Origin of the sequence: Fontibacter flavus (genome assembly GCF_042432905.1) — a bacterium.
GTDB lineage: Bacteria > Bacteroidota > Bacteroidia > Cytophagales > Cyclobacteriaceae > Fontibacter > Fontibacter flavus.
Genome location: NZ_JBHLWI010000028.1, coordinates 52394 through 65335, shown reverse-complemented (window position 1 = coordinate 65335; position 12942 = coordinate 52394). Strand labels below are relative to the sequence as shown.

11 protein-coding genes and 1 pseudogene are annotated in these 12942 nt (G+C 39.8%); 6 read left to right on the top strand and 6 right to left on the bottom strand.

Annotated features, from left to right (window positions below; genetic code table 11):
* Window positions 1-762 precede the first annotated feature (762 nt).
* From ACFFIP_RS10020 to bshC, 3 genes are all read right to left on the bottom strand, one after another.
* Complete coding sequence (locus ACFFIP_RS10020; protein ID WP_382387482.1) at window positions 763-1245, bottom strand: hypothetical protein; 483 nt, start codon at window positions 1243-1245, stop codon at window positions 763-765.
* 76 nt (window positions 1246-1321) lie between these two features.
* A complete protein-coding gene (locus ACFFIP_RS10015) occupies window positions 1322-1888 on the bottom strand; it encodes a 5-formyltetrahydrofolate cyclo-ligase (protein ID WP_382387481.1) in 567 nt (188 codons plus the stop codon).
* Entirely contained in the window at window positions 1881-3458 is a 1578-nt protein-coding gene (gene bshC / locus ACFFIP_RS10010; protein ID WP_382387480.1) for a bacillithiol biosynthesis cysteine-adding enzyme BshC, read from the bottom strand. The genes ACFFIP_RS10015 and bshC overlap by 8 nt, the downstream gene beginning before the upstream one ends.
* Window positions 3459-3735: 277 nt before the next feature.
* Here bshC and ACFFIP_RS10005 point away from each other — a divergent pair, with 277 nt between their 5' ends.
* Complete coding sequence (locus ACFFIP_RS10005) at window positions 3736-5928, top strand: heavy metal translocating P-type ATPase (RefSeq protein WP_382387479.1); 2193 nt, start codon at window positions 3736-3738, stop codon at window positions 5926-5928.
* Here the strand turns inward: ACFFIP_RS10005 and ACFFIP_RS10000 are convergent.
* The gene (locus ACFFIP_RS10000) at window positions 5921-6907 is read right to left on the bottom strand and encodes a D-alanine--D-alanine ligase (protein ID WP_382387477.1); all 987 of its coding nucleotides are present in this window, start codon (window positions 6905-6907) and stop codon (window positions 5921-5923) included. The two genes, ACFFIP_RS10005 and ACFFIP_RS10000, sit on opposite strands and share 8 nt — an antisense overlap.
* Before the next feature lie 195 nt (window positions 6908-7102).
* On the opposite strand from ACFFIP_RS10000, the pseudogene ACFFIP_RS09995 reads away from it, so the two are divergent.
* From ACFFIP_RS09995 to ACFFIP_RS09985, 3 genes and pseudogenes are all read left to right on the top strand, one after another.
* Window positions 7103-9246, top strand: a pseudogene (locus tag ACFFIP_RS09995) (S9 family peptidase).
* A gap of 192 nt (window positions 9247-9438) precedes the next feature.
* Window positions 9439-9810 carry a hypothetical protein gene (locus ACFFIP_RS09990; RefSeq protein ID WP_382387476.1) on the top strand — a complete coding sequence of 124 codons (372 nt, stop codon included), beginning with the start codon at window positions 9439-9441 and terminating at the stop codon, window positions 9808-9810.
* A 67-nt stretch (window positions 9811-9877) separates the two neighbouring features.
* On the top strand, window positions 9878-10360 hold the full coding sequence (locus ACFFIP_RS09985; protein WP_382387475.1) for a Clp protease ClpB: 483 nt from the start codon (window positions 9878-9880) through the stop codon (window positions 10358-10360).
* On the opposite strand, the gene ACFFIP_RS09980 is transcribed toward ACFFIP_RS09985, so the two are convergent.
* Entirely contained in the window at window positions 10350-10592 is a 243-nt protein-coding gene (locus ACFFIP_RS09980) for a hypothetical protein (RefSeq protein WP_382387474.1), read from the bottom strand. The genes ACFFIP_RS09985 and ACFFIP_RS09980 overlap by 11 nt on opposite strands.
* A 258-nt stretch (window positions 10593-10850) precedes the next feature.
* Between ACFFIP_RS09980 and ACFFIP_RS09975 the strand changes: the two genes are divergently transcribed.
* Window positions 10851-11432, top strand: coding sequence for a hypothetical protein (locus ACFFIP_RS09975; RefSeq protein WP_382387473.1), 582 nt, complete (start codon window positions 10851-10853; stop codon window positions 11430-11432).
* A gap of 3 nt (window positions 11433-11435) precedes the next feature.
* On the top strand, window positions 11436-12131 hold the full coding sequence (locus ACFFIP_RS09970) for a DUF2490 domain-containing protein (RefSeq protein WP_382387472.1): 696 nt from the start codon (window positions 11436-11438) through the stop codon (window positions 12129-12131).
* Between the two features lie 65 nt (window positions 12132-12196).
* Here ACFFIP_RS09970 and ACFFIP_RS09965 read toward each other — a convergent pair whose 3' ends face one another.
* Window positions 12197-12853, bottom strand: coding sequence for a DUF6266 family protein (locus ACFFIP_RS09965; protein WP_382387471.1), 657 nt, complete (start codon window positions 12851-12853; stop codon window positions 12197-12199).
* Window positions 12854-12942: the final 89 nt, after the last annotated feature.

The window sequence follows — 12942 nt, the reverse complement described above, 5'->3', positions numbered from 1 at the left end:
AGTTTAGTTGATGCGTAAAGAAAAATTATTTATTGCACTTTTCAAAATAGACCAATTATTCTTGCCTTTGGCCTAATATTCACAAAATATTTAAATTTTAACCAATTTTAACAAATTAAATCTTATTATCACAATATCTTTTATCGGAATTGTATAATAACTTATTGAACTGAGAATTAAACGGAAAAATTTCGATTTAAACGGTTGCAAAAAGTGATTATTTGGTAATGTATATCAATTCAAAACATATCAGAAAAATCACCCTATCTTAAGCACAATGCACAGAATATAATTTTGCATTCTTGAGTTTTTATGATTTTATTATTAATGTAATTTTTTTCTTATTTTTTTACATGTTTCTCTATCAAACAGATTCATAATTATTATTTCGATAATTTTAATGCTTATTTTTTAAATATATAATACCTAGACCTGTCAGACATAGGATAAATCAAAACAACATGAATATTTATTATAAAAAATTTTAATACTATCTTAATTACAGACTCAAAATTCCCTTCTGAAACCATTATTATTGAAAAATTCAAATTATTGCCTTCAAAATCCGAAAAATGACGGTCATTTCTTCATGGTATTTGGCATTAAAGGTTTCATAACCAATCACTAGATTACTCGAAAAAGTCAAATAACCCATATCGTACAACAAAATATTATTCTGAAATCCAGACAATGGACACTTTAAACAAAAAAGGCTAACCAAATCAATGGTTAGCCTCTTATGATCAGATATAGGTCTTGCCTTTAAAAAACAAACCTAATGGACAGTGCTACTTCATCCCATCCATAGTTATAATAACCTAAGTTAATTGCCGGCTTCCAGTCCAAACTCAGGTTGATCGGGGCATCCTGGAAAGCATAATCCAAGCCTATGATACCGTCAAGACCGAAGACAGAATAGCTTTCATTAGGATCAGCCCATGGTGGCCTGTTCCTGCTTCCGGAATTCCAGGTTCCCAAATGGGCTCCGCCACCGAAGAACCAGGACAAACCTCTCACATCACGGATATCCTTATGAACTTCATAAAGACCAGTGACCATGATACCTCCCCATCGGGCATGCAAAATCCCCTCAAGTGCGGCTTCTTGACCAATAAAATGCTTTACGGTCAATCCATTCGTCACACCTGCCCTCAAACCTATACCGGTCGTATATTGGGCAAAGCTCTGATTTGTTAAACCTACTCCTGCAAAGAGTAATAATAAAAAGACTGCTTTTTTCATCATAAATAGTATTTGGATATGTTAACATAAGTTAAAACCGTGCCAAATTACGCTAAAATCAAATATTTTTTATATTTCTTTAAAAACTCAACCTGCCTTCTGGCGTAACACAAAGGTCCAGAGGAACATCGTGATTTTCTTTTGGCAACTCGTCCATAGGCGAAAAAAAGCTGATTCCAATCTTTAGGACTTCCTGGCTCAGACTGGAGAGATATTTATCGTAATAACCTTTGCCATAACCAATTCTGAAACCCCTCAAATCATAGGCCAGCAATGGAATCAATACCACTTGTATGGACTCAGGTTTTCCGGGATTTGCACCAACCGGAACAGGGATTCCCCAAGAATCGCTCTTGAATTCCCTGATATCAGTTATATCCAAGGTATCCAGGTTATCTTTCTCCTTATTGACTGCTGAAGTGTAAATATGAAAACCCTGCACTTGGAGCTTATAGAACAAAGGATAAGTATCCACTTCATGGAACCTGTCAATGGGTAAAAAAAGATGGATGTGCTTGAGATGCGGATTTTCATGAAGGAATTCCAGCAAATATTCCGTTATCTGTTCAGAATACCGGCGAATATCCTCTCTCTTCAATTCCCTTCTTTTCCTAATGTACAGATTTCTGATCGCCCCCTTATCCATTTTCCTTTTTCATAATGATAAAGTTAAAGTCAAAAGGATCAAAGAAGCCAAATAGAGATTCTACAAAATCCGGATCTGAAAGGTAAAACTTCATAAAATTCTCAATCCGTTCCTGAGGACTTCCTCCCGGATACAGATAAACTTGAATTTCTTCTCTTTGCCGGAGTTGATCACCTTGCCTTCTTTCTTCTGCTTTCCTCACTTTGGTAGCCAGTTGATCCATGATCTTTCCTGCCCTTACCCTTGCCGCTTCAAATGCATTTCCCAAACTCTTATCCAAACCTGAAGCATTTTTACCAGAAGCCTGAAATATTTCAGATAATGCCACTTTTTCTTGTTGCAAAGTAATGTCCATAGAAGCATGTTGGCTTACAAATGCCTTCTTCCACTCATCAAAGGACTGGAAAAGGTCATAATCTGTCAAACCCAATTTATCTATTTTGCGCTGCACGACCACATCCAGGACCAAAGCGAAGTTTCTCGGCATCAGAGCAGGAAACTGTTCTCCAAAATAATCAAAAATAGGCTTGAGTTGCAACCAATAGGCGACTTCAGCCGGCCCACCCAAGTAAGCCAAATTGGGTAGAATCGTCTCCTCATATAGTGGTCTCAAAACTACATTTGGGCTGAACCTCTCCGGATGCTGCTCTACCAAATGCATGATCTCTGCCTCAGTAAATAAAATGTCAGAATTGAGCACATAGAAAGTTCCGCCGGATTTTTCAATCCTTTCCCTTAACCCATCCTTCATGTAAAAGAAATTGATTTCTCTTGGATAAATCTGGCTTTTATATCCCATCTCTTCCAATTCGGCGGTGGTCCTATTCGCCAGGTCATGCGGTCTATGCCCAATCAAATCCTCTTTGATCACAGGCAAAAACATCCTCTTCAGTTCCTGATCATTACCATCTACGATCAGTAAGCCCTTATCACCAAAAAGATGGTGGACATATTTTCTTCCTGCCTCAGCCAGTGTCTCAGAACCCAAATAAGCCTCTTTAAAAAAGTCAGGAACGAAATGTGCTACCTCTTTGAAAAAGCCTTTAAAACTTTCATCCAATTTAAATGCTCCTACAGGCCCGGTTTGATCAGTCTGCCACTGATACTTCTTACCGTCTAACTTGAAATAATTGATTTCATCAAAATCATGGTCTTCCGTGGCTATCCAGTACACCGGAATAAAATGGTGTTCGGGATAAGCGACTTTCAATCTTTCTGCCAGATTGATGGTAGAAACGATTTTATAGATAAAATAAAGAGGTCCGGTAAATAGGTTCAGCTGATGCCCTGTTGTCACCGTAAAGGTATTAGCCTGTTTCAAGGCCTGAATCTGTGCCTTGGTATGCTCAGGGATAGTCATTCCCGCATTTTTATATTGACTTTCCAATACCCGCGCTAAAGTTTCTCTCTTCTCCAAAGAAAATTCCTTACCCTCAATGAGAGACTTGAAGTTTTCAACAGTCGGAAACTGGTTATAAAATTTTCTTAACTCGGGCTTTTGCTTCAGATAGTCTAAAAATAGAGGGGAAAACTGTCCGGTACACTCAGGCTCTACGGTTGATTTAATCATGGAATTCAGGGTTCAATGTGCAAGTTGAAGGTACAAAGGAATTAAACTTCCCAACAAATCATAAAGTTCGTATAATTTCTCTAATTACAAGAATGGTTGATGGAAGGTTTAATTATTTCAAAAATTATATAAGCGTGATGGATCTGGTTTGGGTTAAATTTGAAACATTAAGGTAAATCTAAGTCCGATTTCAGAATTTTGATTTTTGGAGGTTGGATTTTGAAAATTGGTTATTAGTTATTAGTAATTGGTAATTGGTAATTGAAAATTTAAAACTATGGCAAACATCAAAAAAGAAATACCGGTATTGGGCATGAGCTGTGCAGCCTGTGCGGTGGCTGTGGAAAAAGCCCTGGCCAATAGCCCAGGGGTAAAATCCGCAGCGGTCAACTATGCCAACCATGCGGCTATCGTGGAATGGGAAGAAGGGAGCATCACCCTTGAAAAAATGCAGCAAACAGTAAAATCCAATGGCTATGACCTGCTGATTGAAGATATTCAAGCGGAGGTTTTGGAAAAAATGCAGGCAGAGGCCTACAGTCAATTAAAAAGGAAAACCCTGTATGCGGGGATCCTGGCCCTGCCTGTCTTTTTGATCGGGATGTTCTGGATGCATTTGCCTTATGGCAATTACATCATGTGGGCATTGACCACACCCATTCTATTTGTATTTGGTGCTCAGTTTTTCACCCAAGCCTGGAAACTGGCCAAAAATTTCCAAGCAAACATGGACACTTTAGTAGCACTGAGTACAGGAATTGCCTATGCCTATAGCACTTTCAATACTTTCTTTCCTGAGTTCCTAACGAACAGAGGCTTGGATGCACATGTGTATTTTGAAGCAGCTGCTGTCATCATATTTTTTATCCTATTGGGCAAGACCCTAGAATCCAGTGCCAAAGCAGGCACAAGTGCAGCACTTAAAAAACTGATGGGTCTTCAGCCTCAAGAACTCACTGTATTGGAAGAGGGCAATACCATTCTTAAAAAGACAAGTGAGGTTCAAAAAGGAGAAATTATCTTGGTCAAGCCCGGCCAAAAGATCCCTTTGGACGGAGAAGTTTTGGAAGGCAATTCCTATGTCAATGAAAGCATGCTCACAGGGGAACCTATTCCTGTGTTGAAAACCAAAGGCAACAAGGTATTTGCCGGTACCATCAATCAGGAAGGTAGCTTCAATTTTAGAGCAGAGCAGGTTGGCAACCAAACCCTGCTTTCCCAAATCATTGAAAGGGTAAAGTCTGCCCAGGGTTCAAAAGCCCCAATCCAAAAAACGGTGGATAAAGTTGCCGCTATTTTTGTCCCTTCGGTCCTGATCATTGGCATACTGACCTTCTTTATTTGGGGCTTCAGTGGCGTGGAAGACGCTTGGCTTAGAGGCATGTTGGCCATGATTACGGTACTGGTCATCGCCTGCCCCTGTGCACTGGGACTGGCAACGCCTACTGCCATCATGGCTGCCATGGGTAAAGGAGCAGAAATGGGCATCCTGATCAAAAATGCAGAAAGTCTGGAAAAGGGTAAAAAAATTGATGCCCTTGTAATGGACAAAACCGGCACCATCACTCAGGGAAGCCCGGAAGTGACGAGTGTACAATTTGTAGGATCTTGGAGCGAAACCGATGCAGCAATTTTAAAGGCTATTGAATCAAAATCAGAACATCCACTAGCAAAGGCTATTTCCAATTATTTTGAAGATGAAAACACAACTATAGAAATTACGGATTTCAAAAACGAGCCCGGCAAAGGTGTCTCCGCAAAGGCAGATGGTTCCACCTATAGAATCGGAACATTGAGCTGGCTTTCGGCATTTCTTCAAAAAACAGATGAGGCTGCTATCCAATCATCACAACAACTGATGTCAAAAGGTTCCTCAGTGGTCTATGCCGCGAAGGAAAGTGAACTTATCGCCTATTTCGAAATTTCCGATCCGATCAAAGCGTCTTCAGTGGAAGCCATCAAAACCCTCAAAAATATGGGCATAAAAGTCTATATGTTGACAGGAGACCACGAGATTGCGGCAGCAAAAGTGGCCAAAGAAACACAGGTGGATGGTTATCAGGCAAGTGTCATGCCCCATGAAAAAGCAGAATTTGTCAAAAAGCTCAAATCAGAAGGTAAAACAGTGGCCATGGCAGGCGATGGCATCAATGACAGTGAAGCATTAAGTCTGGCAGATTTAAGTATCGCCATGGGGAAAGGGTCAGACATTGCCATGGAAGTGGCAGAAATCACCTTGGTGCATTCAGATTTAAAACAAATACCCAAAACACTTAACTTGACCAAAAAAACCGTGAGGATCATCCGTCAAAACCTGTTTTGGGCATTTATATACAATATCATCGGCATTCCAATAGCAGCAGGTGTTTTGTATCCTGCTTTTGGATTCCTACTGAATCCCATGCTGGCTGGAGCAGCTATGGCCCTCAGCTCTGTCTCAGTAGTCAGCAATAGCCTCCGGCTTAGGTAAACATCTCTTCTATCAGGTCCGTGTAGAAATCTTTGACATCCATACCGATGGCACGGACCTGCTGGGAGATCAGGCTAGTTTCTGTTTGACCGGGAACCGTGTTGATTTCAATAAAATAAAATTTACCGGTATCATGTTCCAGGAAGTAATCTATCCTGACTGCTCCCTTGCAGTTTAATTTCTGATATACCTGCTCAATAATCCTGTTGACTCTCTCGACCTCTTCCTGACTCATTCTTCCTGGAGTGATTTCTTCTGTCACACCTGGAGAATATTTCGCCTCAAAATCAAAAAACTCCTTACTGCTGACAATCTCTGTGGCAGGGAGTACAGTGGTTTCTCCTTTTGCATGGTACACACCAATAGAAAATTCCCTGCCTGAAACAAATTCCTCCACGAGGACCTGGCTGTCTTCAGCAAAAGCCTTGTCCAATGCTTCTTGAAGCTCCTTGGGGTCTTTGACTTTACTCATGCCAATACTCGACCCCCCATTATTAGGTTTGACGAAAAGTGGAAGCCTTAGGTCATGAAGAATCCTGTCTTTATTTTCTTCAATATTTTCAAACAGCTGAATCGACCTGGCCACAAAAAGCTCCGGAATATCCTGCACAATAGCCTTGGTATATCCTTTGTTCATGGTAATGGATGAAGTGAGGGCATCACAGGTCGTGTAGGGCAATCCGACCATATCAAAATATCCGGCCAACTTTCCATCCTCACCAGGGGAACCGTGAAGGATATTGAACACCCCGTCAAATTTGATTTTCTTTCCTTTTATCTGAATGGAAAAATCATTAAGGTCAACTGGTATCCTCTCCCCATCGGCAGTTTCATGATACCAATTTCCAGGATAGATCAGGATTTTGAAAACATCATATTTACTCCTGTCAATGGTCTTTTCCACGACTGCCGCACTTTTGAGGGATATAACGGATTCACCTGTAAATCCTCCGGTTACCAAGGCTATTTTTTTCATCATAACAACAAGGGGTTGAATACCCGAATTACCGAAATTTTAAAATAATTTCATGGAAAGTGAAGGAAAATATCTCCTTTCCTTTTCAATTCCATTTATCATTAGTAAACTTTTCCATAAGACCATTTTACTTATCTTAGCACAGGAAATAAACTCAAGTATATGATTCAATATAAATCACTCACAGTATTACTACTGATGTTGCTTTTTGGAGGGAATGCATTCGCCCAAGACAAGAAAGCTATCTCTCTTGAAGACGTATTCAAAAACAACACCTTTGCCCAAAAGTCAGTCTATGGCATCAACTGGATGAAAGACGGACAGTATTACTCCTCCCTCCAAAGGGGCCTCTCAGGCCCAAGGGTAGTCAAAATCAATGTGGCTACAGGAGAAGAAACCGATGTTCTGATTGATGGCGGTAAACTGGGCATTAATTTCTCCAGCTACTCATTCAATCCGGAAGAGACCAAAGCTTTGATCGCTTCCGAAGTAGAAAGCATCTACAGAAGATCCAGCAAAGGAGTCTATCATGTGGTGGACCTGCAAACAGGTACCGCACAAAAACTTATGAACGGAGAAAAGATCATGTACGCCACCCTTTCTCCTGACAATGATAAGGTAGCTTTTGTCAAAGACAACAACCTCTACATGGTAGAACTGAGCTCCAATCAGGTAACCCAGATTACCTCTGATGGCAAATGGAACCATATCATCAATGGTACTGCAGACTGGGTGTATGAGGAGGAGTTCTCTATGTCCAAAGCTTTTGATTGGTCACCTGACGGAAAAAAAATTGCCTTTATCCGATTTGATGAGACGGACGTTCCGGAATTCAACATGCAGACCTGGGGTAAACTTTATCCTGAAGACTACAAATTCAAATACCCAAAAGCAGGTGAAAAGAATGCTGAAGTAAGCATCCATATTTATGACCTTGCATCGAAAAACACGGTAAAAGTAGATGCTGGAGAAGAAAAGGACATCTATTTGCCAAGAATCTACTGGACTGGAGATGTGAATACTTTGGCGTTTTTGAGGCTCAACAGGCTACAAAATCAACTTGACCTGTTTTATGCCAATACCCAAAACGGTGAAACCAAACTGATCCTTCAGGAAAAATCAAACACCTATGTGGACCTGGACTACAATGATGACCTGAGGTTTTTGGAAGGGAACAAGGGGTTTATCCGTACATCTGAGCAGGATGGATTCAAGCATATCTACCACCATGACAATCAGGGCAAACTGATCCGTCAGATTACTTCCGGCAATTGGGAAGTGACCAATTTGGTAGGCATTGATGAAAAAGGTAAAAAAATCTATTTCATCTCCACTGAGGCATCTCCTTTGGAAAGAAACCTCTATGTGATCAATATGGATGGTAAAAACAAGAAAGTGCTTACTCCGGAAAAGGCAGTACTTCTGTCAATATGAGCAAGGATTTCAAGTATTTCATTGCCAACCATTCCACCGCCAACAGTCCTTTGAGAGTAACCTTAAATGAATCAACCGGCAAGGTGGTCAAGGTTTTGGAAGACAATGAAGAACTCAAAGGTAAACTCTCCAATTTTGCCCTTTCCCAAAAAGAATTCTTCAATTTCAATACTGTTGATGGCACTTCGCTAAATGGCTATATGATCAAACCGGCTGATTTTGATGAAAGCAAAAAATATCCTGTCTTGATGTATGTATATGGTGGACCTGGCTCCCAAAACGTGACCAATTCATGGGGAGGAACAAGGGATTTCTGGCACCAACATCTAGCCGCTGAAGGCTATATTGTGGTCTGTGTGGACAATAGAGGTACAGGGGCAAGAGGCCGTGATTTCAAACATGTGACTTATGCCAACTTGGGCAAATTTGAAACAGAAGACCAGATTGCCGGTGCCAAATATTTAGGGAACCTACCTTTTGTAGACAAATCCAGAATCGGTATCTGGGGCTGGTCTTACGGTGGCTATATGTCCTCATTGGCATTGATGATAGGTCATGATGTATTCAAAGCAGCCATTGCGGTAGCGCCGGTCACTACCTGGAGATACTATGACACCATCTACACAGAACGTTACCTTCAGACACCACAGCTCAATGCTGCCGGTTATGATGACAACAGTCCTATCACGCATGTCAACAAACTAAAGGGCAACTATCTATTGATCCATGGAACCGGAGATGACAATGTGCATTTCCAAAATGCAGTGGACTTGGTAGATGCTTTGGTTAAGGCGGACAAGCAGTTTGAGACCATGTATTACCCTAACAGAAACCATGGCATTTACGGGGGAAATACGACCTGGCACCTGTACAGCTTGATGACAGATTTTATTAAGAGGAAGTTGTAATTTTTATTGTACCAAGTACCAAGTACAATGTACTAAGTATGAGGATCACTTCCCTGCTTGGCACATCGTACTTGGTACTATTTTTTCACATTTCAAAAGTGAAGTGGTTTCAAGGATAATTTAAGAAATAGCATTTTTGATGTTACGCATAAAATACATATCTTATTCCACTGTTAACCCTGAAATACATCTATGAGAGAGCGATTGAATACTTCGGCACAGGCCGCAAGTCTGATATTGGTAGCCGCCGGATTGGCCTGGGTAGTATGGTCCAACGACACTACCATGAAATCCATGTTGACTTACCTCATCGTCAGCATGGTGGTCATAGAATCACTCAGTTTATATTTGATAGGAAGGGTTTACCCTGAAAGCCATACCTCTTTTAAAGTTGGAATTATCGCCACTTTATTGATTTTGTTGGGCATCAAAACCATGCTGCCGGACTTGTTTATCCCCTTGACTATAACTGTCTTTGCGGTCAATTTTCTTTATAATTTTTATACCAACAATAAGCGTCGACAAGGCGCTTTCAAACGCAAAGCAGGTAAAAAATTCCGCTAAAATAGGTTTCCTAACCTGTTCGGCATATTATTTGAACGTTAAAAAGCGTATTCAAACACCGATTATCATGTTCAAAAGAATTGTTTTTGCTTTCTTGTTTTTGTTTCCCATGACCATTTTTGCTCAGGCTAAACTGGAGAAAATGTTAAGTGACCGGGATAAAATGCACAGGGAATGGAAAGCCTCCGAAAGTAAGAAAAGCGGAATCTTCGGAAACCGAACCAAGAAAGACATGATTGAGACCAATGATTGGATGGCACGCATCATCGAAAAGGACAATCAGATCATGGACGAGCTAAAAATGCTCAGTGAAATTGAAAAAACAGAGATCACTTACGAAAAAAACGACTATAAATTTATCTCCCAAAAGCAGGAAAGGGAAATAGCCATTCTCAAAAGAGCTTTGGAAGAGAAAGACCAGGTTGTCCAAGAAAAGAAGTCCGACAAAAGAACTTATGAATGGACTACCTTGATTTTTTTCCTGTCGACCCTTGCCTTTGGTTACCTCTTTTACAAAGGAAAGAAAGGCAAAAATGCTTTTACAGAGTAATGATGATTTTCCCATCCTGCATCTGCTCTTTGGATAGTTTCAAGGCTTTGGTCTCCTGCTTGCCATTAAGGAAGTAGACTACATTAAGCTCTTCCTCTACCTGTCCATCCTCCCAGTGATATCCTCTTACAAAATGATCACCTGACTTGTACGCATAGTGTTTTTGCTTATCAAATTTGCCACCGCTTAGGTGAACATTTCCAATTTTCGGATCTGAAACCTCAAAGACCAAAGTGGCCTGCCCTTGGGCTATATGATCAATAAAAGCTTGTTCTGGCTTTTATAAATTTAGTGGATTTAAACTAAATATTCAATAAAAAAATAAGGAACGTATTCCAGAAACAAACAATGGGAATATCCGTATTATCAAAAGCCCAACAGGAAAATTAGTACCTTAACTACCCATTTTATTAAAATACCCATAATTCTCAACGGAACAAGATAGGCGCGTATTGGGACTTGACAAGGACTTTAGCAAAATGACAATAACATGCTTAGAAAATCGAGTTTTATTTTAGTTTTTATGCTCCTCTGCTTTTCTACTGTTTCCTATGGTCAAAAAAGAGAGATAGAACAAGGTGTGGATAAAAGTGAAGTTCCGGAAAAAGCTAGAGAATGGCTAAAGGATGCTTATGAAGGTATAAATAAAGTAAGATGGTATTTCCAAACTGATGGAGAAAAGGAAGTGTATGAAGCCAAACTCAGAAAAAAACAAAAATGGCATAGTGTGGAATTTTTACCTGATGGAGAAATCAGCAATATTGAAATACTGATAGAGTTTAAGGATTTGGAAAAAGAGATTCAGGAAAACCTCACCCGCTACCTGACCGAAAATTATCAGAGGTTTAAAATTGACCGCATACAAATCCAATATACGGGAAACAGCGATGACCTAGAAGACTTAATTGATGAAAACAAAGTTGGAGAGTCTCTGATCAAAAAATATGAAATTGAGTATTTCGGGAGGGAAAATGGACTGAATAAAATGTGGGAGGGACATTTTGACAGCTTGGGCAATTTTCTAGAAAAAAGAGCCATTGAGCTTAGTTCAACCGATGTCTTAGACTTTTAGCAAATGAAAAAAATATCCTTCATTCTTATCTTTTGCCTCTTTTCTTTGGCATCTGCAAATTCATTTGCCCAGAGCAGACACCTTTTTACCTCAGGATTGTTCCCGGAGGCTCAATTGAGTTATAAAATTGGCAAAGATTATTCCGTTACCCATAAAGTCGAATCACAACATGGCATGTTTGATGCCCAAAGGCTAAACAGAGAATTAGCCTACAGTCATACCTTAACTGACCTGCAATCATTCATTGGGAAGCGAATCAATCCCTTTGTGAAGGTTGATTTAGGGTATCAATATAGAATAGAAGAAGGAGAAAACACCCACAGACCCATTCAGCAGGTAACTATCTTACAAAGGGGCAATTTTTTTAGAGTTGGTCACAGAATCAGAACAGATCAAACTTTTTTCAATGAAGAATCCATGCTTTGGAGGGCGAGATATAGATATGCAGTTCAATTTCCTTTACAAGGGAGAAATCTGGATCCGGGAGAAAAGTACCTGACTGTATCCAATGAGGTCATTTATATGTTCCAGGATTCAGAGGACGATTTGGAAAACAGATTGGTCGCATCTTTGGGCTTTTATGTAGACGATGATACCAAATACGAAGTCGGACTTGATTATAGAACTGATGATTACCTGGTTCCAGATCGATTCAGAAGTCGGCTTTGGCTAAAGTTCGGCGTGTATTGGTCATTGTAAGGCTAAAGTCTTTTTTAAATCATTAATTCTAGAGTATGTAGCATATTAAAAAATAACCATTCTATTTATATAAATCCCAAATAAACAGAATCTGAAAGGATTGTCCTTTTACCCCAAGGGATATCCTGACTAAAGGCAATATAAACATGCCATTGTTCCTGTTGTTGTAGTTCCGTTAATTCAAAATAGTGGTTCTCTTTTTCCCTTACACTTCCCGCAGATTCCCAAAGGACTTTTTGTTCCGTAGGATTGTATAAGACAATAAATGCCTTATCCCATGGTTTGGCACTTGAAATCCAAGAATTGTCATTCCACCGAAATTCCATTCCCCCTTCTATTTTAACTACTGAAGCATTTTCGGGGGGAAGTAAGGAACCCCTACTGATTTTAAATAATGAGGGGTCAATTTTAAACGAATCTCCTTCAGGAATAAAACAATGTGCCTTGGTATAGGAAACACAGGAGTGGTAGGGCCTTCTTGCGCCGACTTTGAATTCCTGATAACCAAAAGCAATCGCTCGGGTTAGAACTTTCAGGAATTTTTGGGTCATAGCCATTTTGTCCTGTGAAAGTTTCTTTAATTGAGAAACATTTTGTTTTTGTCTTTTGCTTTGTTTTGGTGGTGCTTTTCTAACATAGGTTTCTCCTCCTACCTGATAAAAAACCAATTCTCCAATTTTACCCCGAAAATGCCTGGTAAGTGCGTCTATAACTTTTGCCATAGTCAAACAATTAAAAAACAGCTTAATATACTGATTAAATAGTTTTAAATCAAGCCTTAATAAAAATTTTGTTTATTCAATCATCATTC